General features: G+C 62.3%; 26 protein-coding genes. 24 read left to right on the forward strand and 2 right to left on the reverse strand.

Features of this window, described 5'->3' with window-relative positions:
• The 20 genes from VHN57_RS26885 to VHN57_RS26980 form a co-directional block, all read left to right on the forward strand.
• Positions 1 to 783 (forward strand): replication initiation protein (locus VHN57_RS26885; RefSeq protein WP_066969390.1); only part of this gene is annotated, 783 nt, incomplete at its 5' end.
• A 111-nt stretch (positions 784 to 894) separates the two neighbouring features.
• Entirely contained in the window at positions 895 to 1,776 is an 882-nt protein-coding gene (locus VHN57_RS26890) for a DUF7146 domain-containing protein (RefSeq protein WP_007016055.1), read from the forward strand.
• Entirely contained in the window at positions 1,770 to 2,360 is a 591-nt protein-coding gene (locus VHN57_RS26895) for a thermonuclease family protein (protein WP_020819817.1), read from the forward strand. Before VHN57_RS26890 ends, VHN57_RS26895 begins: the two co-directional genes overlap by 7 nt.
• Before the next feature lie 116 nt (positions 2,361 to 2,476).
• Positions 2,477 to 2,797, forward strand: a complete 321-nt coding sequence (locus tag VHN57_RS26900) for a hypothetical protein (protein WP_423286548.1) — start codon at positions 2,477 to 2,479, stop codon at positions 2,795 to 2,797.
• Between the two features lie 278 nt (positions 2,798 to 3,075).
• On the forward strand, positions 3,076 to 3,603 hold the full coding sequence (locus VHN57_RS26905; protein WP_423286550.1) for a ParB/Srx family N-terminal domain-containing protein: 528 nt from the start codon (positions 3,076 to 3,078) through the stop codon (positions 3,601 to 3,603).
• 98 nt (positions 3,604 to 3,701) lie between these two features.
• Positions 3,702 to 4,853, forward strand: coding sequence for a tyrosine-type recombinase/integrase (locus VHN57_RS26910; RefSeq protein WP_063976798.1), 1,152 nt, complete (start codon positions 3,702 to 3,704; stop codon positions 4,851 to 4,853).
• A complete protein-coding gene (locus tag VHN57_RS26915; RefSeq protein ID WP_063976797.1) occupies positions 4,846 to 6,594 on the forward strand; it encodes a site-specific integrase in 1,749 nt (582 codons plus the stop codon). The genes VHN57_RS26910 and VHN57_RS26915 overlap by 8 nt, the downstream gene beginning before the upstream one ends.
• On the forward strand, positions 6,591 to 8,432 hold the full coding sequence (locus tag VHN57_RS26920; RefSeq protein ID WP_063976796.1) for a site-specific integrase: 1,842 nt from the start codon (positions 6,591 to 6,593) through the stop codon (positions 8,430 to 8,432). Before VHN57_RS26915 ends, VHN57_RS26920 begins: the two co-directional genes overlap by 4 nt.
• Positions 8,433 to 8,436: 4 nt before the next feature.
• A complete protein-coding gene (locus tag VHN57_RS26925; protein ID WP_063976795.1) occupies positions 8,437 to 8,922 on the forward strand; it encodes a hypothetical protein in 486 nt (161 codons plus the stop codon).
• Positions 8,923 to 9,013: 91 nt separating this feature from the next.
• A complete protein-coding gene (locus tag VHN57_RS26930) occupies positions 9,014 to 10,447 on the forward strand; it encodes a ParB/RepB/Spo0J family partition protein (RefSeq protein ID WP_459116523.1) in 1,434 nt (477 codons plus the stop codon).
• A 434-nt stretch (positions 10,448 to 10,881) separates the two neighbouring features.
• Complete coding sequence (locus VHN57_RS26935) at positions 10,882 to 11,256, forward strand: ArdC-like ssDNA-binding domain-containing protein (RefSeq protein ID WP_234893072.1); 375 nt, start codon at positions 10,882 to 10,884, stop codon at positions 11,254 to 11,256.
• A 714-nt stretch (positions 11,257 to 11,970) separates the two neighbouring features.
• Entirely contained in the window at positions 11,971 to 13,800 is a 1,830-nt protein-coding gene (locus VHN57_RS26940) for a reverse transcriptase domain-containing protein (RefSeq protein WP_423286270.1), read from the forward strand.
• Positions 13,788 to 14,330 (forward strand): zincin-like metallopeptidase domain-containing protein, encoded by a 543-nt coding sequence (locus tag VHN57_RS26945; RefSeq protein WP_423286554.1) that lies wholly within the window; start codon positions 13,788 to 13,790, stop codon positions 14,328 to 14,330. The genes VHN57_RS26940 and VHN57_RS26945 overlap by 13 nt, the downstream gene beginning before the upstream one ends.
• 147 nt (positions 14,331 to 14,477) lie before the next feature.
• Positions 14,478 to 14,738: a hypothetical protein gene (locus tag VHN57_RS26950; protein ID WP_006968047.1), complete on the forward strand. Its 261-nt coding sequence runs from the start codon at positions 14,478 to 14,480 to the stop codon at positions 14,736 to 14,738.
• A 3-nt stretch (positions 14,739 to 14,741) separates the two neighbouring features.
• On the forward strand, positions 14,742 to 16,022 hold the full coding sequence (locus tag VHN57_RS26955) for a Fic/DOC family protein (RefSeq protein ID WP_066969399.1): 1,281 nt from the start codon (positions 14,742 to 14,744) through the stop codon (positions 16,020 to 16,022).
• Positions 16,023 to 16,348: 326 nt separating this feature from the next.
• Positions 16,349 to 16,738: a DUF3768 domain-containing protein gene (locus VHN57_RS26960; protein WP_021223019.1), complete on the forward strand. Its 390-nt coding sequence runs from the start codon at positions 16,349 to 16,351 to the stop codon at positions 16,736 to 16,738.
• Positions 16,739 to 16,749: 11 nt separating this feature from the next.
• Positions 16,750 to 17,037 carry a hypothetical protein gene (locus VHN57_RS26965; protein WP_423286558.1) on the forward strand — a complete coding sequence of 96 codons (288 nt, stop codon included), beginning with the start codon at positions 16,750 to 16,752 and terminating at the stop codon, positions 17,035 to 17,037.
• Positions 17,034 to 17,300 carry a hypothetical protein gene (locus VHN57_RS26970; RefSeq protein WP_008831641.1) on the forward strand — a complete coding sequence of 89 codons (267 nt, stop codon included), beginning with the start codon at positions 17,034 to 17,036 and terminating at the stop codon, positions 17,298 to 17,300. The genes VHN57_RS26965 and VHN57_RS26970 overlap by 4 nt, the downstream gene beginning before the upstream one ends.
• A 12-nt stretch (positions 17,301 to 17,312) precedes the next feature.
• Positions 17,313 to 17,522, forward strand: a complete 210-nt coding sequence (locus tag VHN57_RS26975) for a hypothetical protein (RefSeq protein ID WP_004213310.1) — start codon at positions 17,313 to 17,315, stop codon at positions 17,520 to 17,522.
• Positions 17,519 to 18,052 carry a hypothetical protein gene (locus VHN57_RS26980; protein ID WP_423286560.1) on the forward strand — a complete coding sequence of 178 codons (534 nt, stop codon included), beginning with the start codon at positions 17,519 to 17,521 and terminating at the stop codon, positions 18,050 to 18,052. The genes VHN57_RS26975 and VHN57_RS26980 overlap by 4 nt, the downstream gene beginning before the upstream one ends.
• A gap of 41 nt (positions 18,053 to 18,093) precedes the next feature.
• Here the strand turns inward: VHN57_RS26980 and VHN57_RS26985 are convergent, their stop codons facing one another.
• Positions 18,094 to 18,384: a hypothetical protein gene (locus VHN57_RS26985; protein ID WP_423286562.1), complete on the reverse strand. Its 291-nt coding sequence runs from the start codon at positions 18,382 to 18,384 to the stop codon at positions 18,094 to 18,096.
• Positions 18,385 to 18,847: 463 nt separating this feature from the next.
• On the opposite strand from VHN57_RS26985, the gene VHN57_RS26990 reads away from it, so the two are divergent.
• The 4 genes from VHN57_RS26990 (at position 18,848) to VHN57_RS27005 (ending at position 21,435) form a co-directional block, all read left to right on the forward strand.
• A complete protein-coding gene (locus VHN57_RS26990) occupies positions 18,848 to 19,084 on the forward strand; it encodes a hypothetical protein (protein WP_008831822.1) in 237 nt (78 codons plus the stop codon).
• Positions 19,085 to 19,147: 63 nt separating this feature from the next.
• Positions 19,148 to 19,420 carry a hypothetical protein gene (locus tag VHN57_RS26995; RefSeq protein WP_236711375.1) on the forward strand — a complete coding sequence of 91 codons (273 nt, stop codon included), beginning with the start codon at positions 19,148 to 19,150 and terminating at the stop codon, positions 19,418 to 19,420.
• Between the two features lie 62 nt (positions 19,421 to 19,482).
• On the forward strand, positions 19,483 to 19,722 hold the full coding sequence (locus VHN57_RS27000; RefSeq protein ID WP_066969370.1) for a hypothetical protein: 240 nt from the start codon (positions 19,483 to 19,485) through the stop codon (positions 19,720 to 19,722).
• Between the two features lie 369 nt (positions 19,723 to 20,091).
• Positions 20,092 to 21,435, forward strand: coding sequence for an IS1182 family transposase (locus VHN57_RS27005; RefSeq protein WP_031440800.1), 1,344 nt, complete (start codon positions 20,092 to 20,094; stop codon positions 21,433 to 21,435).
• A 532-nt stretch (positions 21,436 to 21,967) separates the two neighbouring features.
• On the opposite strand, the gene VHN57_RS27010 is transcribed toward VHN57_RS27005, so the two are convergent.
• Positions 21,968 to 22,942 carry a zinc-dependent alcohol dehydrogenase family protein gene (locus VHN57_RS27010; protein WP_343059092.1) on the reverse strand — a complete coding sequence of 325 codons (975 nt, stop codon included), beginning with the start codon at positions 22,940 to 22,942 and terminating at the stop codon, positions 21,968 to 21,970.
• Positions 22,943 to 23,116 lie beyond the last annotated feature (174 nt).

Genomic DNA, 23,116 nt, shown 5'->3' on the forward strand with positions numbered 1-23,116 from the left:
ATGACCACTTCCATAGGCGCCGTGCTGCGTAGCACCGGCCTCGCCACGATCGACCGCGCCTTGCTTGCGCGTGCCGAAAAACCGCGCGTCAAAGTCTGGGCCGGCAGCATCGCCGTAGGCCACGAAAAGCGGGCCAAGGCTTACACACCGATCCGCAATGCTCGCCAGATGCGCGAGATGATCGAAGCCGCAAAGCTCTACGAGCGGCAAACGCTCGCGCAGCGGCGGACAACCACACCGCGCATTCGCAATGGTGCGATCGGACAGGCCGGCATCCAGATTATCGAGTTCCTGGCCCGCGTCATCGACTATAGCACCGGCGCGTTGTTCCCCAGCCTTCACACCATCATGGAGGGAACCGGCCTCAGCAAAAATTGCGTCGTTCAGGCGCTTTCGCGCCTCAAAAACGCGCGCATTATCGACTGGTTCAGGCGCTACGAGCCGGTTCCCGATCACGAAGCGCAAGGCGCTGGCCCGCGCATAAAGCAGGCCACGAACGCCTATCGCTTCCTCTTCCCCGCCTTCCTCTCCAAAATCTTCGCCGCTCGCCGCCGTCGCGGCATCGCGGCCGATCCAGCCCCCGCTTGCGAACAGTATCGCCAGATCGAGGCCGCGCGCGACATGGAGCGCATGAGGGATCAGCTGCCCCTATGGGAGCTAACCCGCGAAGAGCGGGACAAGCGCGAGCTGGCCGACATTCTCGCCAGCTTGGGCGAAGCGATTGAGGCGAAAGAACGTGAGTCATCCGCGAGTGAAGATAACCGGCGGAGATATTTATATTGAATGGCCCTAGTCGGGCCATGCGCGATATTAGCATGTATCCCGACCGTTTGCCCGCCATCGTGAAATGTGTATAAATCCCAATGTCGGGATACCGTTGACGAAAGAAGTTCGATGCAGATGGACGTCGAAGCACGCGCACGTCAGATCGTAGCGGATATGGGCGGCCACTGGCGCGGCTCATATGGCATGGTTTGCTGTCCAGCCCACAACGACCGCAATCCGTCGCTCCAAGTCACCCCCGGCAAGAAGGCCGTCCTATTCAAATGTTGGGCCGGTTGCAGTCAGGAAGCCGTCTGGTCCGCGCTCAACAGCCGCAAAATCAATCGCCACACGAGCGGTGAAACGGTCGATCGCGCGCCCGAACCCTCGCGCCGGAAGCTCGCCCTCCAACTATGGGATTCCGCCGTGCCGATCGCAGGCACCGCGGCTGAACGCTATCTGCGTTCGCGCGCAATCGACCCGACCGGCCTCAAGCTCCGCTTCGCTCCGCGCTGCATCGTTGGTCCGCCCGACGCCCGCGAAGAGCATCCTGCCCTTCTCGTGCCGTTCGAGGCCGACGAAGGCATAATCGCCGTGCAGCGGATCTTGCTCGATCCAGCAACCGGCGAGAAACGCTACCATGCGGCGCTGCGCGAGGCGAAATTGACGCTCGGCCTGGTCCGACACGCCGCCATGCGGATCGGCGGCCAGCCAACCGGCGATGTTCTGCGCCTCGCGGAAGGCTTCGAGGAAGCCGTTTCCGTCACCCAGCTTAGTGACGGGAAATTCAAGGTGTGGGGCGCTGGCGGCATTCGCCGCTATGGCCTGATCGCGATCCCCGAACGCATCCGCAAAATCGTCATCTACTCGCAACACGGCCAGGAAGCCGCACAGGCCATAGAGGACGCGCGCGACCACCTCACTGCCAACGACCGCGAACTGAAAATCATCCTCCCGCCAGCCCCGGCGCCGATGGACTGGAACGACATTCTTCAGGAGAGAGCCAGGTGCTGATCCGAGGTTTCAAAAAATGGCCGCGAAATCAGCAAATCGCGTTGCCCATTCTCTCTGTTTTCGCGTTCGGCGCGCTGTTCAATCAGATGCAGGCGAGGAATAGCGAGCCGGTTTCAATCCATGTCGAGAACCCGCGCATTATCGACGGCGATACGCTCGAAACGCTCGATAAAAAGCGGGTGCGGTTGTCGGGAATTGATGCGCCGGATGAGGACGGCAAGGGCAATGTGCCCAAGATCGCAGCGCAGCTCTATTTGGAAGAGCTGGTGAAGCAAAATGGCGGCATGGATTGCACGAGCGATTTTCAGGACGAAAAGTTGACGATCGAGCCGATATGCAACACGCGGCGGACGAGCTGGGGCCGGTCTAACCTGTCGTGCCGGTTTCGGTCGAATGGGGCATCTGTTTCGGCAACGATGGTACGCCATGGATATGCCGTTGATTACAGGCAACATTCAGGGCTCGCCTATGCCCGTTTCATGAAAGACGCAGCCGACGAGCGGCGAGGGCTTTGGGGTGTCGATTACGAGGCGATGCGGAATCTGGCGATCGAGAGGGGCCAACTGCCGAACAAGTGCAAATGATCGGAGCCGGGAACCTGCCCTATTCCACCACACGGCTGCGCCGCGCGGCTCCACGGAGCCAGCAAAGCCGTCTCCGCCCATTCGGGTGACGGTCAGGGCTGGAAGGGAAGATCAGCATGAATGATGCGTCGCGAATGACGATGCAGGCTGCGCCCAGGCACAAGGCATCGCCGCGCGCCGAGGCAATCGCGGCGTGGCTGATCGCGGCGCTCATTCTCGCAGGCGGCGGTATCGTCGCACGTTTGATTGTTGATTATCCGCAGTTCCTTCCGAACAGCTATATCGGCTTCCTGATCTACCGGGGCGGTCCCACGGCTGCCATGTTATGGGCTTGTGCCGGCGCAACGATCGCGATCAATGCTGCGACCACGCGCTTGGTGCTCTTCTCTGCCCTGTGCGGTTCAATCGTTGCCGTGCTGGCACTCGCCGTCCTCTAAGGCACAAATGAGCGGCCAGGGCCGCGCGTTGCCGGTGGTGGCAGCTGCCACCGGGGAACACCAAGGGCACCCGCCCTTTCGTTCCCGAAGCATAATCGACAGGACCGGGTTGCTCGACAAGTTCGGCCAGTCCCGGCGCGCTCGCGCGCGCCGGGGCCTCCCTAACCGTGCCGCCCGCACCACTCCCATCGATTTTGCTTCCCCCTCCCCATCCCGCGCTTCGCCAGCGGGTCAGAGCCGCAGGCCGCAGGCAGCGGCTTCGCCTAAAGGAGTGAGAAATGACCATCCAGACCATCCAACTGAACAAGCTGGCGCTTTCCGACCTCAACGTGCGGAAGGTGAAGCCCAAGGAAATCGAAGCCCTCGCAGCCGACATTCAGGCGCGGGGCGTGCTGCAAAACCTGATCGGCTATGATGAGGACGGCAAGATCAAGATTTGCGCCGGAGGGCGGCGCTACCGGGCCTTGAAGCTGTTGCAGAAGGCAAAGACCATCCCCGGCACTTTCGAGGTTCCCGTTGAAATCCGCAGCAAGGACGAGGCGCTGGAAATCTCTCTTGCCGAGAACGCGCAGCGTGAGGACATGTTAGGTCATGTGTCCAGATTGTCCTTCGATAGAAAGAATAAGAGAATGGTGTGCTTGTTCCAGGCCGCCCGCAGCGCTTACCCGAAGAGCTGGCGGAGGGCGGCCTGGAACAAGCACTTGCGCGGCGGTTGTGGTATTGTCCCGCTTGCGATCGGGGGCGACGAGTCCGTCACACGGACGCCCTTGGGTTTATCGGCGCGCCTGAGCGCGCCGCACATTTAAGCATGGGGCAGAAACTGTCCTTTTGAGCGTAATCATGGGCTCTGAACGGCAATAGGCTGTCCTGCTATCGGGCGCGCACGACGCGCCACGGAGGACAGATGGCGCGTATCATCAGAGCGTTGCCGGGCTATGGCGACATCCCGGCGCACTTCCCGGTCATCGTCGATGATGGGATGGCGATTATCGAGCCTGCGTTCGCGTATCTGCACGAACTGGCGACCATCCCGGGCCGCAGCCACGCGGCCGAGACGATCCGCACCTATAGCGAACATCTACACGACTGGCTCGATAGCCTGGAGCAATCCCGGATCGCCTGGGACGCGGTTGGCGAACGCGAGATAGCGGCGTGGCGCAACCGGATGCTGGAACGCCCGAGCCCGCACACGAAGCGGCCCTATGGGCGCTCGACGATCAACGATCGGGTCCGCACAGTCTGCCGCTTTTATGGCTGGGCGCATCAGCGGAGCTGGATCGTGGAGCTGCCGTTCCATTACATCGACGTGCGTGTGTCGCATCGGCGGCAGTCGATGCTCGCGCATCTCGATGCGCGTCCCGGCATCGTCGCGGCCAATGTGCTGACCGTCCCGGAGGCCGAGCGGCTGCCGCGCGCCCTGCGCGCCGATCAGCTTCGCCGGCTGTTCAGTGCGCTGGCGTCGCCTTACGATCTGATGGCAAGCTGGGCGCTGGTGACGGGAATGCGCCGCAAGGAGCTTTGCGCGCTGGAGCTGTTCCAGGTGCCGGAGATCGCCCACCTGGATGCCGATGAGCATCCGCTGGTCGGGATCGGGCTCAGCATCACCAAGGGCGGCTATCCGCGCACGGTCTATCCGCCGATCCGGTTGCTCGACGCCACGCATCGCTACATCGATGAGGTGCGCGGCCCGCTGATCCGGCGGCTGCGCCGCGCTGATCCATCATGGCATGCACCTTCGGCGCTTTTCCTGACGAGCCGGGGCAAGCCGGTCAGTCCAGTCCGGTTCACGGCTGCGATGAGCGCGGCGTTCAAGGCGGCCGGCGTGGTCGGGACCGGCCATTGGCTGCGGCACTGCTATGCGATGACGATGCTGGCGCAGCTCCAGCGGCAGGCGCGCATGACACCGGAAATCAACCCGCTCAAGGTGGTCCAGGTGCTGCTCGGACACAGGTCGATCGCCAGCACTGCCATCTATCTGCGCTGCGTGGAAATGCATGGTGCCGAACTGGAGGAGAGCATCGCCTGGCTTTACGGCGCGCTGATCGACGATGGCTAGGCGGGCACCGATCAACCGGCGCATGGTGACGCGGGAGGCGAGTGATACCATCGTCCTGTTCCGCGACGCCTGGGGCGAGGTGGACAAGCGGTTCGATCTGGGAAGGCTCGGGCTTCCGGGTGATGTGACGGTGCTGCTGGCCGAAGCGTTCCGGGGGCATCACGCTGGATCGAGCCCGGATACGCAGCGCGGCTGCTATCGTGCGCTGCGCCTGTTCGCGACGTTCGCGCGAGAGGAGGATGCGGTGGCTGGCGCGGCCGACCTCACCTCCACACTGGTCGGGCGCTATATGGACTGGCTCAACCGACAGCCAGGCCCGGATGGCAAGGGCTGGACCGCACCTTCGAAAGCCAATGCGCTGGCGGTGCTGCGCTATCTGGTCGACTGGACCAAGCGGCACGCGCCTGATCGTCTGCCGAGCCGGATCGACTTCCCTTACAATCCCTGGCCCAATCGGTCGCCGACGCCGCGACCCAAGCTCAGCGAGGCGGTGCTCAAAAGCATCCTTCAGGCAGCTTATGAGGAGATCGACGAAGCCTGGGACCGGTTCGAGACCGGGCAACGCATCCTCGCCACGCGCGGCGCGGTGCCCGGTGTTGATGCGCGAACGTGCCGGTTCGTGCGCACAATAGCGCGCGTCGGCAATGGCGTGGTGACGGCAGCGAGCAAGGTCCCCTATGGCGTCTCCACGCTGAGCACGCGTGGCGGGCTGCGGCATCTGTCCGGTTATCTCCATCTGACACTGGAGTATCTTCCGGCCTTCTTCCTCGGGCTCGCGGTTCAGACCGCCGGTAATCCCGACCCATTGCGGCGTCTGCGACGCGACTGCCAGAGCTCGCATCCGCTCGACGAGCATCGGGTGATGATCGACTGGGGCAAGCCGCGTGCTGGTGCGAAGGTGAAGCGGGCGCAGCGCCGTTCGTTCGACCGTCGGCGACCCTATGCGGCGCCCAATCTGATCGATCGGCTGATCGCCATGACCGCGACGCTTGCAAGCCAGGCCCGCGTGCAGGAGCGTGACTTGTTGTTCCTGATGAAGAGCGAGAAGCTCGGCACGGTGCGCCTCGTATCGATGAGCACGCTGGGCAAAGGCATCAAGAAGTTTATCGACCGCGCCAATGACCGGATCGCGATCTGGAACCGGGCCGCACCCGAACGATGGCGCGAACCGCTTCCCGACTTTGCGGCGGCGTTCCTGCGCGGCAGCGCGGCGACCCAGGTCTATACCGCGAGCCAAGGCGATCTGATCGCGGCGCAGGCGCTACTCAACCATGCGCGCATCGACACGACCGAACGCTATGTGCGTGGGCCGGAGGCGGCGCGCATCCAGGCTGAGACGATCGCCCGCGCGCAGGCGCTGATGATCGGATGGGTGATGGGGGAAAATACCGTCTCTCAAGCGCCGCCGGCGGCAATGCCCGCGAGCGTGCCGTTCGGGCATGACTGCCTCAATCTGCTCGGTGGCGACAGGCAGGGCAGGCCCTGTTCTCGGCTCGGGGCGTGTCTGCGCTGTCCGGGCCTGGTGATCCCGCTGGATGCCGAGCATCTGGCGCGCATCCTCCAGGCGATCGCAGTACTGGAGGAAGCACGGACACGGATCGATCCGACGCGCTGGGCACTGATCTACGCCGAGAGCCATCGCATCCTCACGGGCGATATCCTCCCCGACTTCCCCGGCGAGTTGCACGATGCCGCGCGGGCGATCATGGCGGGGCTGCCTGCCTTGCCGGTGCTGGAATGACCCTGTTGCTCGCCCAGGCGGCGGCGTTCGCGCCCGACATCGCGATATCGTCGCGCTCGCGCTTCAGCGACGACATATGGCACCTGGACGGCATCCGGCCCGGTTGTAGTCGGGGCGACTACTCGCTCGACTGGGGTTTTACGGTCGCAACAGGGCGGTTCACCGATCCTGAGCTACTGCTCTGGCTGGCGGCGGCAAAGACCCTGTTGTGGAGCGCGAAGGTCGATCCCCCGCCGGGGCGAAGGCACGTTCATGATGGCACGCTCATGAGACTGTTCAAGGGGCTTCGCCTCCTCATCCGCTGGATGGCAGATCAGGGCTATCGCCGGTTCGCCGACCTTGATCGCGGCGCAAGCGAGCGGTTCATGGCGGCGATGGCCGAGCGCCGAAACCCGAAGGGCGAACTGCTCAAGACGGGCACACTCCATCATTATCGCAGCCTGCTCATCCTGATCTATCTCCAAGGCGCGCGCTACTCGACGGTCGCCATCGGTGATCCGTTCCCGGGCACGACAGGCATGTTCAAAAGGAGTGATCGAGGTTGGCTGCCTTATACCCCCGACGCGATCGCGGTGCCGTTACTGTCGTCGGCGCTGCGGCTGATCGGACCGGCGGCCGATGATATCCTCGCCCTGCAAGGCGAGGCGCAGGCGGCCTATGATGCGGCGCTCGCATCCGGGCTCTCTCCCACCAAGGCCGGCTTCCGCGTCATCGACGCGATCGCGCCGTTCCGGTTCCAGGTGCTGCCTGGCGAGGAGGCCCCCTGGCATCGGGCGCCGGTGACGAGCACCAAGACCGTGCGCTACCTTGCCGACCGGCTCTACGATGCCTGCTTCGTGACGATCGCCTGGCTGGTCGGCGCCCGTCTCTCGGAGATCCTTGGGCTGGAAGCCGGATGCATCGAACGTCACCCTTCCGCTACGGGTGACGAGCGGTTCGCCTATCTTACGGGCCGCATCTTCAAGACCTCACGCGGCTATCATGGTGACGTCCACCGCTGGATCGCGCCCGAGCCGGTCGTGCGTGCGGTCGCAGTGATGGAGAAGCTGACCGATGGGCTGCGGCGCCGGTCGCGACGCGAGGAGTTGTTCCTGATCACATCGAGCACCGGCCTCATCGGTCCTGCCGTCGAGATCGACCTGCCGGCCACTTATACGATCATCCGTCGTCTCAATCTGCTGTTCGCACCGTTCATCGGCCTGCCGCTCCACGAGGGCAAGCCCTGGCACCTCAACACCCATCAGGGCCGCAAGACGTTCGCGCGGTTCGTCGGCAAGCGCGACCGCACCGGGCTCGCCGCGCTCCAGGCACATCTTGGCCATGTGACGCGCGCGATGACCGACAGCGGCTACGTCGGCACCGACTTCCAGCTCGACGAGTTGATCGACCGTCATGCCCAAGAGGAAACGCGAGCGGCGCTGGAGGAGATGCTGACCGCAACCGCGCTCGGCGGCAAGGCCGGGCGCGTCATTGCGGCACGATCCCGGTTCCGCGGCTGCACCCGGAATGGCGACGTGCAGGCATATGTGGACTTCCTCATGGCGGAAACCGACCTGCGGCTCGGCGTGTGCGACTGGGGTTACTGCGTCTATCGCCCCGAAACCTCGGCGTGCTTCGGCGGCGAGGCCGGCCCCAATCCGGTGCTCAGGACCGAGACCACTTGCTCGACCTGCGCCAACTTCGCGGTCACGCCCCGACATCGGTCCGTGTGGGAAATGCGCCGTGCCCGCAATCTGAAACTGCTCGAACAGCCGGTGCTCGATGCCGGCAGTCGTGCGCTTGCTGAGGCCAGGGTCGCCGAATGCGACCGTATCCTCACCCAGCTCGATGAGGGATGATCCAATGCCCAGGAAACCCGATCGTCATGAACAGCGTCGCCAGCAGACCCAGGTCCGGCTCAACGCTGCGTTCGAACGGCTGCGCAAAGGATGCCCGGTCCACCCGCTGCATCAGCGCGGCTATACGCTCACCGTCGCGACCCTCGCGCGCGAATCCGGGGTCGCGCGCAACACGATCTACACCAACCATCGTGATATCATCGACGACCTTCACGCCATCCTCGGCGATCCCATCAAGCCGGTGACGACCTGGCAGGACAAGCTCGACGAACTGCACGGCCTCATCCGCACCATGAAGCAAGAGCAGCGTCGCCTGGTTAGCGAGAACGCGCTGCTGTTGCAGCGCGCCCTCACAGCCGAAGCGGAAGCGCACCGCCACCAACGTCACAACGCTCGGCTGATCGCCGAGCGTGACACGGCGCTCCGCGCCGTGCCAGCGACCACCAAAGCTCGAAGGACAGTGTCACCCGACAACAAGACCAGAAACTGACGGATATCTGCCAAAAAATGCTTCGAAGGACAGTTGACACATGACCTAAGACGCCCACCCCGCTGATGCCATCGCCGCCTATCGGGCGATCATCGACAGCGGCAAGGACGTTGACGATGTTGCAGCATCGTTCGGCGTCTCCCCCGCATATGTCCGCCGCGTGTTGAAGCTGGCGGCGCTGCACCCCACCATTCTCAAAGCCTTCCAGAAAGACGAAATCGGCATGGGCGCGGCGCAGGCTTTCGCGCTGACAGACGATCAGGACCGCCAGCTTGAGGTTTTCAAGCGCACCGGCGACAACGCCCACCAAATCCGGGCCATGCTCACCCAGGAGAAGGTTGCCGATACCGACAAGCATTTCCGCATTGTGGGCGAGGAAGCCTATTGCGCCGCAGGCGGCACCTTCACCACCGATCTTTTCGGAGAACGTCGCTATTGCGATGATGCGGGCCTTGTCATGGACCTTGTGCAAGATCGGCTCGACGCCATCGCCAAGGCGGCGCGCGAAGATGGCTGGCGCGATGCCGAGGGGCAGCTTTACCGGCCCGATTCCTATTGGATGCGGGGCCATCTGGAACCCGCAGGCGAGCGAGAGCCGACCGAGGAAGAAACCGCGCAGTTGGCACAGATCGAGGCGGCAATCGCCAAGCGTGAAAGCGAGGTGGACGAGGACGATCACGACTATGACGACGAGTTGCGCGCCCTGACCCGCAAGCAGGACGCTATCGTATCGGCTTGCCGCGTCTTCACCGCCGAGCAGAAGGCCGAGCACTCCCTTATCGTCTTCATCGGGCATGACGGTATCGAACAGGTTGCGTTCACGCGCAGCGCCAAGGGCACCGCCGCCGATGCCCCCAAGCCTCCCCGGCCCGACTACTCGCAGAAGGTCATGGATCAGCTGGGCGGTATCCGCACGATGGCGGTTCGGGAAGCCCTTGCCAGCGACCCGGAACTGGCGCTGGACGTGCTCTTGACGGGCCTCTTGGGGCAGGTTCGCGGCAACGCCTATTCGTGGCAACAAGCCGCCGAAATCACCGCCGAAAAGAACCGCTTTCATGTTGACGATGCGGTCATGGGCCATTCCACGATTGCCGACATTGACGAGATCGCGAGCGCCGATCTTGCCCGCTTGGCCGAGACACCCACGCTGGACGATATGCGCCAGATGGACAGCGAAGCGAAATTGCGGCTGCTGGCCTACTGCGTGGCCTCGCAGATCACGAGCCTTTCGTTCCATAGCGACCGCGACCGCCAGCTGGCGCAGATCGTCGGGGCCGCGCAGATCGACATGGCCGACAAGTGGGAACCTAATCAGGTATTCTATGACCAGCTTAGCAAGGCCACGCTCTTGAAGCTGCTGGCCGAAGGTTGCGGCAACGACGCCGCAGAGAATTGCCAGACCATGAAGCGCTCTGACCTTGCCGTGACGGTCAACGAGCGCCTTGCGGGGCGGCGCATCCTGCCCCCCGCCCTTCGACCCTCTGCCTTGCCCGATGCCGCCGACAACGAAAGCCAAGCGGCATAACGGCACGGGGAGCGCGCTTCACTCCCGCGCTCCCCGCAAACTTGCGGGGCGGTGGCAGCTGCCACCGCCTCCATTTTACAGAACGCAGCCGGTAAAACCGGCCGCGTATAATGAGCGGCCAGGGCCGCACGCTTCGTAGTCTGTCAGCTGCCACATAGGATCGAGCGGCCCAGGGCCGCGCCTTGCCAGTGGTGGCAGCTGCCACCGGGGAACACCAAGGGCACCCGCCCTTTCGTTCCCGAAGCATAATCGACAGGACCGGGTTGCTCGACAAGTTCGGCCAGTCCCGGCGCGCTCGCGCGCGCCGGGGCCTCCCTAACCGTGCCGCCCGCACCACTCCCATCGATTTTGCTTCCCCCTCCCCATCCCGCGCTTCGCCAGCGGGTCAGAGCCGCAGGCCGCAGGCAGCGGCTTCGCCTAAAGGAGTGAGGAAAATGGCTAAGGAAACGAACCGGATCGACATTTATCAGGCCGTCACCGACGACATTCTTGCGATGCTGGAAGCGGGCACCAAGCCTTGGGTGAAGCCGTGGAGCGGTGGGCCGACCATTCCGCTCCGGCACAATGGTGTCGCCTATCGTGGGATCAACGTCCTCAGCCTTTGGGCCAGCGCCATGCGTCAGGGCTTCGCCTCGCCCTATTGGCTGACCTTCAAACAGGCGTTGGAGCTGGGCGGCAATGTCAGGAAGGGCAGCAAGGGAACCACCGTTGTCTATGCCAACAAGCTTGTCGTGAAGGATTCCGAGACGGACGACGAGCGCGCGATTCCGTTCCTGAAACGATATACGGTTTTCAATGGTGCGCCGTAACGGCGGAAGTATAAAGGAGCTCTACCATGAGTAGATGATCTTGCTGGCTATAGATCATGCCCACTGAACTAACCTCGGCTAGCAATAGCTGTGATCCCGAAAGGGACGGGGAAAAGTAGCATGTTCAGAAAAGGTCCGGAAGCGCCAGAACCATTCGCGGCGTCATGGATCAGGGCAAGACGTGTATGGTGAAAGCTATACTGCCTGAACCCCAGTTTGCAGCGGCTAACAACGTGAGCGGTGTCGCAGGATGGTTGACGCGGCACATCGGAGAAATGGAGGAAAGGGCGTTGAGTTCCTCCCGAGCAAGCGGTCATGCCGCGAGCCTGCCAGCTTCTCCGGCGCACCCTCTGTAGGGAGGGGCAAGTGAACGAACGGGGCACCTAACCACGTCGGAACTCCGACTTCCGTAATTGCGGGATCGCCTAAACAGGACGGCTTGCCGGACCTGCATGGCGACGGAGCCGCCATAGTACTCAAATGCCCGGCGTAATGGCCGGGACAGTCTCCACACCAGTGGGGAACGAGCGCGGCCATAAGTGCGGGGCAACCCGTGCGAAAAGCCTCAACGCTCGGGGGAAGGGCGGCAGCGACTGCGATCAGACAACCTCACGAGGAGGTGTGCTAATGCTGCCAGATACCATCGAGAGGGCCGTCAGATCACTCCCGACCATCATCAGGTCGGGTCGGCGGGTCAATGGACTTTTCCGCCTCATGAAAAGCCCGCTCCTTTGGGAGCATGCCTATCAGCAGATCGCGCCGAACAAGGGTGCGATGACGCCGGGCGTTGACGGCAAGACACTCGACGGCTTCTCGCCCGAGATGGTCAGGTCGATCATCGACCGGTTGGCGGACGGAAGCTATCGGCCCAAGCCGGTACGTCGGGTGTATATCCCGAAAGCCAACGGCAAGAAACGGCCGCTTGGCGTGCCGACCACGGAGGACAAGCTCGTCCAGGAAGTGGTGCGGACGCTCCTTGAGCAAATCTATGAACCGCTGTTCTCGCAGCACTCGCATGGGTTTAGGAAAGAGCGATCGTGCCATACGGCGTTGGAATCCATCCGCGCCAAATGGACGGGGGTGAAGTGGCTGATCGACGTCGATGTTGTCGGGTTCTTCGACAATATCGATCATGATGTTCTGATCGGCCTGCTGGAAAAGCGGATCGCGGATCGTCGCTTCGTGCGTCTGATCCGAGGCTTGCTCAAGGCGGGCTATATCGAGGACTGGGTCTATCATCGGACCTACAGCGGCACACCTCAGGGCGGTGTCGTCTCGCCGATGTTGGCGAATATCTACCTCCATGAGCTTGATATGTTCATTGAGGCCCGGATCGCCAGCTTCACCAAGGGCGACAAACGCGGGTTCACGAAAGATTATCGTCGAATCCGCAACCGCACTTCTTACCTGCGTCGGAACGTGGATGCGCTGCGAGCCCAAGGGCTTGCGGACTCCCCGAAGATCACCTCCATGTTGGAGGAGATCGGTCGGCTCAAGGCAGAACGGGCAACCGTTCCGGCCAGCGACGCCCTCGATCCCAACTATAGGAGACTGCGATACTGCCGCTATGCCGATGACTTCCTCATCGGTGTGACCGGCAGCAAAGCGGATGCACGCCAGTTGATGGACGAGGTCAGGGTCTTCCTGACCGACACCCTGAAGCTGGAAATGTCCGCCGAGAAAAGCGGAATCCGAAAAGCCACGGATGGGGCGCGGTTCTTAGGATACGAGGTCTGCACCAGTACCAACCGTAATCCGCACAAGGCGATCTTCGATGGTCGTCCGACCTTGCGGCGCGGCTTGGCTGACCGGCTGCGGCTTCGCGTTCCGAGGGATCGGGTTGTCCGGTTCGTCAACGACAAGGGCTGGGGCGACTATGAAGCCTTCCGCCCGCGTGGTCGGCCCGCACTGCGCTTCGCAAGCGACGTGGAGATCGTCCTTGCCTACAATGCCGAATGGCGCGGCTTTGCGAACTATTATGCCCTAGCTGACGACGTGAAGCGCAAGCTAAACAAAGGCGGTTACTTCGCCCTGTTCTCCTGCGTCAAAACCATCGCCGCCAAGCATAGGACATCGGCTCGCAGCGTCTTCGCCAGACTGCGGCGTGGGATGGACTTCTTCATCCGCTTCGAGGTGGGAAATGAACCCCGCGCGATCAAGCTGTGGCAGTTGAAGGACCTGCGACGACATGTACGAACGTGGGGCGGGATCGATAATCCCCGCTCAGCTCAGTTCGTGTTTAGCAGGACAGAGTTGGTCGAACGGCTCAATGCTCGCCAGTGTGAGCGTTGTGGTCGGGAAGACCTGCCCTGCGAAATCCATCACGTCCGCCGGGTCGCGGAGATGCAATATGCCGGACTGTCTCGCCATATGCAGGCAGCACGGCAGCGCAAGCGCGTTGTCCTATGCGTGGCTTGCCACAATAGCATCCACGCCGGTCAACCAACCGACCGCCAACGGCGGATAGCACGCAGTCGTGGAGAGCCGGATGCGCTGAAAGGTGCACGTCCGGTTCGGAGGGGGGCCGAGCAATGTTCTCTCTGAGACCTTGCCGGCCTACCCTACCCGATCAGGTCGAGGGACTGGACGGCAAATATCCCGCGCCCGCTCCGATCATCACCAATCCCGAAGCCCGCGACGTTGAGCTTGAAGTGATGTTCTCTCGCATCGACGCAACCGTTCGCATCGGCGGATCGCAAGCCTATTACCACACCCGCGACGATTATATCCAAATGCCCGCTTTTGAAGCGTTCCATTCCGCCGACGACTACTATGCAACGCTTGCGCATGAGGCCGTGCATCATGCAGGGCATGAAAGCCGCCTCAACCGGAAAACCCTGATTTCAACGAGCCGCGCCGACTATGCGAGGGACGAGCTCGTAGCCGAGCTGGGCGCATCCTTCATCGGCGCGATTGTCGGTTTCAAGGTCGAGGAACGCGAAGACCATGCCGCGTATATCGAGCACTGGTTGACCGCGCTCCGCAACGACAAGCGCGCGATTTTCGAGGCTGCCCGTGAGGCTCAGAACGCCGCCGACTACCTGTTGGCGATGATGACCGACCAAGCGGATTGAATGACCCGCCCTGCTAAATGCACGAGACGCCGCGCAAGCGCGGCGTCCCATTTCAGGAAAGTGAAATATGGGGGCTACTCAATGTGGTTTATATACAAATCCCGACATGTTAACTATGGGCGGGAGCAGGTCGTTTTTAGGTGCAAAATGGAAAATATCATCGACACCTACAGGAATCGCATCAAGGCGATGGGGTATGAGCCGCGTCGGCAGGAAGAGATTCCTGACGTGATGGCAGCTTATTGCGAAGCAATCGCAAATTGCAAGATTGAAGGACTTGAATTGGTTTCGGATGACCACTCTTTTTGTTTGCTGTTGGTCGAAACCCAAATTCCCGTCGATGTGGCGATTGGTCTGGCGCAGGACTACAACCGTGATGTTCTGTCCCGCCAGAAACTCGCTGCATGACAGGTGAGCGACCCTTACACCTGGCGTAACAGCGACGTTCTTCGGAACAAGCTGGGAATCCGCGACGATAATATCCTCAAGGAGCGAGAAGCTTTCTTCTCGGTTGTCCGACATGGCGAGCTGGTCGTGCAGCGCGCCGCGCCGGCGACGAACGCGCGCGAGTATCGCGAACTGCACAATCATCTGTTTCAGGACGTATATGATTGGGCGGGGCGCTTTCGGACCGTGGACATAAGCAAACCCGGCAGCACTTTTGCCCGAGCGCACTTCATTGCCCGCAGCATGGAGCACGAATTTAAGCAGCTGCCCGACCTCCAAACCCTCAAGTCGATGGATCGTGATCGCTTTGCCGATACCATGGGGCGGCATATTTCCGAATTAAATGCCGTTCATCCGTTCCGTGAGGGCAATGGCCGCACCATGCGGCTGCACTTGCAGCTACATTCCCTTGCGGCCGAAAAATTTGTCTCGATCCAGGCAATGGGGCCGAAGGACTGGATGGAGGCGAGCCGCGATAGCTTCCATACCGGAAATCACGCCTCCCTCGCCAAAGTCATCCGCGACGCAATGCCCCTTGAACAGAACCGCGTCGAGCCAGCGCGAGGGCCAGCAGGCATCGCGTTTCCGCCTTCGATGGAATCTCTCATGCCAGTTGGGGAACGGCGCTCGATGAGCATCGAGCAGGCCAAGGATCAGATCAGCCGTTATCTACCTACTGCGCAAACCGTTGCGTCGCGGCAGCATGAGCAGCTTAACCGGATCGCGGAAACGTCCGCTGACATGCGCCAGCTGGCCGCGCGTTCAGCGCAAGAGCTTGCCTTTTTCCGTGATCCCAAAGGGCCGATGCACCACCTTCAGCTGATTGAGCAACGCCGCTATCATCAGATCGAAGTCAATTGGTCCGAGGGCATGGACCCGCTGCAAAGAGTCCGCGCCATCAGCGCGGGCGCCGCAGATTTCCTTTCGAAAATGACCGATCGCGACATTCAGGCTGCCGATCGCGCGCTACGTCTGCAAGTCATGCCTCCCGGCGTCAGTCAGGTTGATCTACGCCTTGCCGCGCAATTCGAGAAAAACTCGCCTGAGCAGAACCGGGCCGATGCCAGGTTCGCGCAATTCCAGATCGCCATTGATAAGCGCGTCGCCACAGCTACCGAGCGCGGCGCATCGAAGGAACAGCTGGCGCAGATCGTCGAAAGCGCAAAGGCCCATGTCGCCGCAACATTGCGCGAAGGCAAATCACCGACACAGGCCGCCGAGAAATCAAAAGACCGCGAGCGCTGAAAATGAGCGGCCAGGGCCGCGCGCTTAGTAGTCTGTCAGCTGGCACATAGGATCGAGCGGCCCAGGGCCGCGCCTTGCCAGTGGTGGCAGCTGCCACCGGGGAACACCAAGGGCACCCGCCCTTTCGTTCCCGAAGCATAATCGACAGGACCGGGTTGCACGCCAAGTTCGGCCAGTTCCGGCGCGCTCGCGCGCGCCGGGGCCTCCCTAACCGTGCCGCCCGCACCACTCCCATCGATTTTGCTTCCCCCTCCCCATCCCGCGCTTCGCCAGCGGGTCAGAGCCGCAGGCCGCAGGCAGCGGCTTCGCCTAAAGGAGTGAGGAAAATGGAAGCGACAACTGACCAGATCGCCACCGTCGCGGCGCTGAACGACATTGCGCGGCGAACGATGGGCGTGACTTGTCGCACCGTGATTACGCAAGGCATCGCGGCGCTGGACGAGAATACGCAGACCGACATTCTCAAGATGATCGAAGGCTTTGAGGATTTCACACCCGACAACGACCCGCACGGCGAGCATGACGCTGGTTTCCTTTATCGCGATGTGATCGGCCAATGGCATACCCGCTGGACTGACGACAGCACGCGCCCAGCCCTCTCGGTCATGTGGAAGTTCGACTATTACGACCGCGATCTTGAATTTGGCAGCGCCGAACCGTGGAATCCCGATGCCACAACCCGCGTGCTCACCATTCTCCTAACCAGCGAATATTGAGGGAGGCCACCATGACCAAATCGCCCCCGGTTATCGAGCTTAGCTGGCGTGATGAGAATTATGGTTCCGTCTGCGCCGTCGCCGCTTTCCGCAACTATGCGGGCACACTGGATTGGAGCGACCGCACCCACCAGCGGTTTCGCGGATGCCTGAAACGTGCAGGCTTCGCGTTCCACGATGGCCGGTGCAGCTATATCGCCACCAGCGGCACCCGCGAGGATCGGCAGCGCGCCCTTTGTGACGAGCTGGCCCGCGCAGGCTTCCAGATCGACAGCGGCGACGCGAGGGCAGAAGCATGAACCGCGAACGCCGCAAGCAGATCGCCGCCGCCCGCGTGCTGATCGACAAGGGCAAGGCCCTGTTGGATGAGGCGCGCGACATGCTTGAAACCGTCAAGGATGACGAGCAGGCCGCCCGCGAGAATCTACCACCCAGCCTTGAGGACAGCGAACGTGCGCAGGCGATGGACGCCGCAGTTTCCGAACTGGAAAGCGCGATTTCAGCCCTTGAAGACTTCGACGCCGACGAGATCGGCACAAACCTCGACACCGCCAGCGAATAGGAAGGATTGACCATGCAACCCATGCGCCACCTAGATCGAGACACGCGGCGCGCACGCCTTCTGGCGGCGCGCACGCGCCCCGTCGGCGGCATCAACCGGCGCGGCATCTTCACCGGCCATTGGGACGGTGGCGATGTTGTGCGCCAGTTTCGCGGCGACAACGGATCATGGATCGGCCTTGCCGCCTACAAGGCGAAAGAAGAGCCGGAGCCGCAGCCATGAAAATCAGCAACACGGCGAGCGCCGTTCGCGTCAGCCTCTCGCCTAGCGAGATCGGCGATTTGCAATTTGTGATCGAGGCGGCCGAGCGCGCGGGGCATTATATGCCCGCGCGCGTCCCCAACATCATGGCGGCGCTGACGCGCAGCGCCGACGATGTTCGAATGAAACAAGCCATGAAACGGGCGGAAAAAGATCGCGTGACGCGGATCGAGCAGGACCGGCGCGCACGCGAACGTCAATTCATGCTAGGGGACCGATACAGCGTCATGGCGAGCCGCGCCGACTACGCCGATGCGTCTTCCGATCCGGACGCACGCCAATGGGTTGACCTGGTGTTTCATGAAATCATGCAACGGCCTCTGCCCGATCAGTGCGAAATCCGCCGCGATGTGTGGCGTGTCCACGCTGTCCAACTGGAGGGCGGCACGCTCGGCACTGTTGTAGGCGGCGATTGCACTCAAACCGCCGACCCCGCCGAAATTACTTCCGTCGCGGAGCAGGCGATCGCCCGCTTCGAGGGCATAGTTTGACGCCCGTGGAGCGGTGGCAGCTGCCACCGCTCCAGAGAGATCTAGAATTTGGCGATGAGAGGTAGCAGCGCCGCCGCTTGGCTTCCCAGGACCGGCACCCAATAATTCGCGGCGCGGTAATCAGGGCCGTGATCGGCCGCCATCACCCCAAAGACATATCCGATCATGGGCAGCGTCCACAGCAGATGCCCGCCCAGGTCCACGCCCATCAGCACCAGCGCAACGCCAAGCACGGCCCAAAACGGAATCAGTCGTTCCATGATTTCGCGATGACGAACTATCCGCCGTGCGCTTTCCCAGTCATCGGCGCTAACCTGCGATACAAGGTCCATAGTTTCCCCTTTTCATCAACGGTCGCCGGCGATCATCCAACGGCTTCACGAAAATGTGAAGCACTTCGCGCGCATTCTCGCCAATCCGTTGTATAGCCCTCATCGAGCGAGGGCGAGGGACTGTGACAGCGGCCCTTCGCAAATCCTCTCGCTCAAAGGAGGTGATGTGATTTGACAGCATATGAAGCAGCTCAATTGACGATCGCAGCCGTCGCGCTCGTGATCGCAATTGTGAAGCTGGGGAAGTCCGATAAGGGCTGATCCAGCGGGGCGGGTGGTCTGACAGGGCCGCCCGCCCTAAATGTTTGAACCCGCCGTGTGACAGCACGGCGGGTTCAGGTAGGTGTGTGAAATGAATCAGCACACGAAGCATTGCCTATATAGCCCTTTTCCCTTGCCAATCCAATAACCGGCGTTCGCGCGGCGTGTTCCCCTCCTGTTCCGCTTGGCGCATAAGCGCCCCATGGCCGCGAACTACAACCGCCCCAAGCCCATTGATCCTATCTGGTATCGGCAAGGCTGCTATCTGCGCATCCAGTGCGCTTGCGGTCGCCGCGTCGTCGCCCCGCTGGGCGACTTCGCCCGCTCGCGCCGCATTTCTTTCGATACCCGCATATACGAACTGATCGCGCGGCTTCGGTGCAGCCAGTGCCGCCGCAAACCTTATGCGGACGTGTCGCGCAATCGCTCGGGCAATTAAACTGACGGAGGATCCGATTACTCGGATGCTTCCGGCGCTATCCGTTGGGCATGGGGCGCGCGCGTGATCGAGACGATGGCCGACCAGATCGACGCCGCCGCGCCGCTGAACCGGATGCACATCAAATTGTTTAGAGCACTGAAAGCGGCTAATCTGTCCGACGACGCCGCAGCGGAAGTTGTAGAGGCTATTGAGGAGTATATCGCCGTGAAGGTTCAGGAGGCGAACAAGGGAATCGAAAGCAAGCTGACGGCGCAAACTTGGGTCATCGGCAGCGTCGGTTTCGTCCTCGCAGTCATTGGCCTCGCGCCCGCTTTCATCAAACTGTTCCAGTAAGACAAAGGGAGGCTTTGGCCTCCCTTTTTTTGCCGAACCGCCCGATTGTCAGGAGACGCAAATTGACCGACTTCGCACAAGCACGGCTCGATATGTTCGAGAGCGGCTTATTCGGCCAGGGCAATGCTTTCTGGCGCTGGATCGCCACGGACGAGGCGCGGCCCTATCTGGCTACGTTCGCCGCCGATCGCGCGCCTCCCCGTGACAGCGAATTTTTCGCACTCGATTTCACCGCAGAGGATCTACTTGATTCCGATCACCTGGCCGAGCTGGCCCAGCAGATCGAGGCGACGCACGGCTAGCTGTAGGCGCTTGCAATCATAACGGCGTCTGCTCGCAAACAGCCAGATTTCCTGCTCACGCTATCTGCCACTGGCGGGTGGCATCCTGCTCGAATTATCTGCCAGTGTGCTCGCCATCATCCGGCGCTGCTTGCAAACGGGGCGTCATGCTCACGCTCCCCGCCCGTGGGTTCTCCAAACCCGTCGCCGGCACGCGCTTTTGCGAAGCAGGTTTTCAGAACAGTTCTGACAAGCGGCGGGCGGCAGAAATGCGTTGCGGTCATGGCCCGCCGGCAAGGTCGTCAGAAAGGAAGGAGACTGTTGAAAAACGCGTGCTTGCGACGACGAGGAAGGCGTGATTCACTCCTGCCAGGCGGCGGGAGTATGGACATGATGGGTCGGCAGGTGGCGCAAGGCGCGCTGTTCTACGGTTTCCGGCTCGACGATCATGTGCCTGCCGACCACCTTCTCCGGCGCATCGACGGCGTGCTGGACCTCGGCTTCGTGCGTGAGGCGCTGGCAGCGAGCTACAGCGCGAGCGGTCGACCCTCGATCGATCCGGAGCTGATGCTCAGGATGCTGCTTGTCGGCTACCTGTTCGGCATCCGCTCGGAACGGCGCCTGTGCGAGGAAGTGCATCTCAACCTCGCTTATCGCTGGTTCTGCCGGCTCGATCTGGGCGACCGAGTGCCCGACCATTCCACCTTCTCCAAGAACCGGCACGGCCGCTTCCGCGCCTGCGACTTACATCGTCTGCTATTCGAGCAGGTAGTCGCGCGGTGCGCCGCGGCCGGGCTGGTAACGGGGCGTGACTTGGCGGTGGACGGCAGCACGATCATGGCCGACGCCAGCCGCGAGAAGAAGCTGAAGGGGGCCGTCGCCGCAGACGAGCTTCGTGCCGGGGAAAGCATATCGCGACCCGTCGCCGAATATCTGGCGGCGCTCGATGCCGCGTTGCCGCCGGACCCCGACGAACCAGCGCCCGTCGATCCGACCAGCATCTCGCCGACCGACCCGCAGGCGGCGCTGACCTGCAAGCACGGACCGGCGCGCTACGCATACGCCATTAACCCCCTGCTCGACCTCGACACCGACTGCATCCTCGACGTGGAGGCGACGCCCGCCCGCTTCGCAGCCGAGGTGGCGGCGACCCGGACGCTGGTGTCACGCGCCGGCACCAGGCTGGGCATCGAACCCGAGAGCCTCGCGGCTGACAAAGCATATGGCAGCGGCCCGTTGCTCGGCTGGCTAATCGACCGGAAAATCACCCCGTACATCCCGGTCATCGACCGCAGCCGCCAACGCGACGCCTTCTTCACCCGTGATGCTTTTCGCTATGACCGCGAGGCCGATACCTATCGCTGCCCGGCCGATAAGCCGCTCGGCTATTGCGGCACCAAACGCGCCAACCAAGTTCGCGTATACCGAAGCCATGTTGCCGATTGTGCTGGCTGCGAACTGAAGCCCCGATGCACCGTCAGCCGGAAACGCAGCATCACCCGCCTCGTCAGCGAGGATGCCCGCGATGCCGCGCGCGCCCTTGCCGGCACCGACGCCTATGTGCACGCGCGGCGTCGAAGAAAGCGGATCGAGCGCGTGTTCGGCCACCTGAAACGCAACTTGGGGCTACGAACGCTCAAGCTGAGAGGCCTCGCCGGAGCAGCTGAGGAGTTCTCCATGGCTGCCGCGGCATACAACCTCCAGCTGCTGGCCCGGCAGGCCGCGCCGGCCTGATACGCGGCGCATCCTCCGGTGCCCGGCGTCACCTGTCATCCACCACGCTGATCCCACGCGATCCTTTTTCAACAGTCTCGAAGGTTTTTGCGAACAGCGGGTGGCGCATAGAACGGGCACAGATATACGTTTACGACTGAACCAGTCGAAGCGCGCTGGCCGCGACCGGCCCGAATGGGATCGAATTTCGGGAAGCTTGCTACTGCGCTATAAGCATATGCGAGCGGCAAGAGAGCAGGACCAGAATCGCTCGACCCATTCCGTGATGCTGCTATGACGTTCCTAGTAAACGATCTGGCGGCCTATGCCGATTATCTGCCGACGATCGGCGCTACCATCGTGCGCGCCATCCAACAGGTGCCAAACGGGCGTAACATGCTGGTGCAGCACCCCGCGCGTGCGGAACTGGCTGCTCGACAGTGCCACCATGACTGGCAGCACCGTCCTCAGCAGCCATTCCTCCACTTGCCCTTGACCGGATCAGGCGATTGGGCGCAACGGTCGGTGGAAAATTCGGCTGACTTTCGAGCAGTCAGGCGTTGATGATGACCTTGATCGCCTTCTCCCGTGCCGCGTTGCCGAACACCTCATAGGCGTGGAGAATGTCATCCATCGCGAAGCGGTGGGTGACGAGCCTTGCCGGATCGAGTTTTCCGCTACTCAAGGTCTTGAGCAGCATCGGAGTGGTGCTGGTGCAGACTAGACCCATCGATATGTTGATGTTCTTGATCCAGAGTTCCTCGATGTGCAGTTCGACGGGCTTGCCGTGCACTCCGACGTTAGCGATGTTGCCGCCAGCCGACACGATCTTCTGACATATGTCGAACGTGGCCGGAACGCCAACCGCTTCGATCGCAACGTCGACGCCCAGGCTGCCGGTCATTTCCAGAACCCGGGCGACGGCATCCTCCGCGCCCACCTGGATGGTATCGGTCGCGCCGAACTGCCGCGCAAGCGCAAGGCGGGAGGGGTCCATGTCGATCATGATGATCCGCCCCGGTGAATAGAATTGCGCGGTCAGGAGGATCGACATGCCGACCGGCCCGGCGCCGACAATCGCGATGGTGTCGCCCGGCTTCACCCCGCCCGCCTGGACGCCAATCTCCAAACCGGTCGGCATGATGTCGGACAGCATCACCAGCGCCTCCTCGTCGGCCCCCGCAGGCACCGGATACAGCGAGTTGTCGCCATGCGGGATGCGGACATACTCCGCCTGGGTACCGTCGATCAGGTGACCGAGGATCCAGCCGCCGTCGGCGCAATGCGCGTAGAGCTGACGCTTGCAATTGGCGCACTTCCCGCAGGACGTCACGCAGGAGACAAGCACGGTATCGCCCGGTTTGAAGTTCTCCACGGCGGAACCCACCGCCTCGACGACGCCGACACCCTCATGCCCGAGCGTACGACCTTCGGTGACCGCGGGCACGTCGCCCTTGAGGATGTGCAGGTCGGTTCCGCAGATCGTCGTCCTGGTGATCTTGACGATCACGTCGGTCGGCTTCTGCACCTCGGGCTTCGCCTTTTCGATCCAGTCCTTCTTTCCAGGACCCTGATATACGAGTGCTTTCATGGTCTTCCTCTGCCTTGTGCTGATAGCGCACCTGAAATCCGGCCAGCGTGTCGCGCTGTCGGATCATTGCCGCCGGCTGGCACCATGGTTAGCCGGTTTTAGGAAGAATGA

This window comes from Sphingobium salicis subsp. salicis, assembly GCF_049472635.1.
GTDB classification, from domain to species: Bacteria; Pseudomonadota; Alphaproteobacteria; order Sphingomonadales; family Sphingomonadaceae; genus Sphingobium; species Sphingobium yanoikuyae_A.

Bases quoted from the DNA above. Each gene is read 5' to 3' on its own strand.
- VHN57_RS26960 (WP_021223019.1), top strand. From the start codon at position 16,349: ATGGAAGCGACAACTGACCAGATCGCCACCGTCGCGGCGCTGAACGAC.
- VHN57_RS26950 (WP_006968047.1), top strand. From the start codon at position 14,478: ATGGAAAATATCATCGACACCTACAGGAATCGCATCAAGGCGATGGGG.
- VHN57_RS26990 (WP_008831822.1), top strand. From the start codon at position 18,848: ATGGCCGCGAACTACAACCGCCCCAAGCCCATTGATCCTATCTGGTAT.
- VHN57_RS26975 (WP_004213310.1), top strand. From the start codon at position 17,313: ATGCAACCCATGCGCCACCTAGATCGAGACACGCGGCGCGCACGCCTT.
- VHN57_RS26935 (WP_234893072.1), top strand. From the start codon at position 10,882: ATGGCTAAGGAAACGAACCGGATCGACATTTATCAGGCCGTCACCGAC.
- VHN57_RS26910 (WP_063976798.1), top strand. From the start codon at position 3,702: ATGGCGCGTATCATCAGAGCGTTGCCGGGCTATGGCGACATCCCGGCG.
- VHN57_RS26925 (WP_063976795.1), top strand. From the start codon at position 8,437: ATGCCCAGGAAACCCGATCGTCATGAACAGCGTCGCCAGCAGACCCAG.
- VHN57_RS27005 (WP_031440800.1), top strand. From the start codon at position 20,092: ATGATGGGTCGGCAGGTGGCGCAAGGCGCGCTGTTCTACGGTTTCCGG.
- VHN57_RS26905 (WP_423286550.1), top strand. From the start codon at position 3,076: ATGACCATCCAGACCATCCAACTGAACAAGCTGGCGCTTTCCGACCTC.
- VHN57_RS26890 (WP_007016055.1), top strand. From the start codon at position 895: ATGCAGATGGACGTCGAAGCACGCGCACGTCAGATCGTAGCGGATATG.
- VHN57_RS26965 (WP_423286558.1), top strand. From the start codon at position 16,750: ATGACCAAATCGCCCCCGGTTATCGAGCTTAGCTGGCGTGATGAGAAT.
- VHN57_RS26940 (WP_423286270.1), top strand. From the start codon at position 11,971: ATGAAAAGCCCGCTCCTTTGGGAGCATGCCTATCAGCAGATCGCGCCG.
- VHN57_RS26920 (WP_063976796.1), top strand. From the start codon at position 6,591: ATGACCCTGTTGCTCGCCCAGGCGGCGGCGTTCGCGCCCGACATCGCG.
- VHN57_RS26985 (WP_423286562.1), bottom strand. From the start codon at position 18,384: ATGGACCTTGTATCGCAGGTTAGCGCCGATGACTGGGAAAGCGCACGG.
- VHN57_RS26970 (WP_008831641.1), top strand. From the start codon at position 17,034: ATGAACCGCGAACGCCGCAAGCAGATCGCCGCCGCCCGCGTGCTGATC.
- VHN57_RS26980 (WP_423286560.1), top strand. From the start codon at position 17,519: ATGAAAATCAGCAACACGGCGAGCGCCGTTCGCGTCAGCCTCTCGCCT.
- VHN57_RS26915 (WP_063976797.1), top strand. From the start codon at position 4,846: ATGGCTAGGCGGGCACCGATCAACCGGCGCATGGTGACGCGGGAGGCG.
- VHN57_RS26900 (WP_423286548.1), top strand. From the start codon at position 2,477: ATGAATGATGCGTCGCGAATGACGATGCAGGCTGCGCCCAGGCACAAG.
- VHN57_RS26945 (WP_423286554.1), top strand. From the start codon at position 13,788: ATGTTCTCTCTGAGACCTTGCCGGCCTACCCTACCCGATCAGGTCGAG.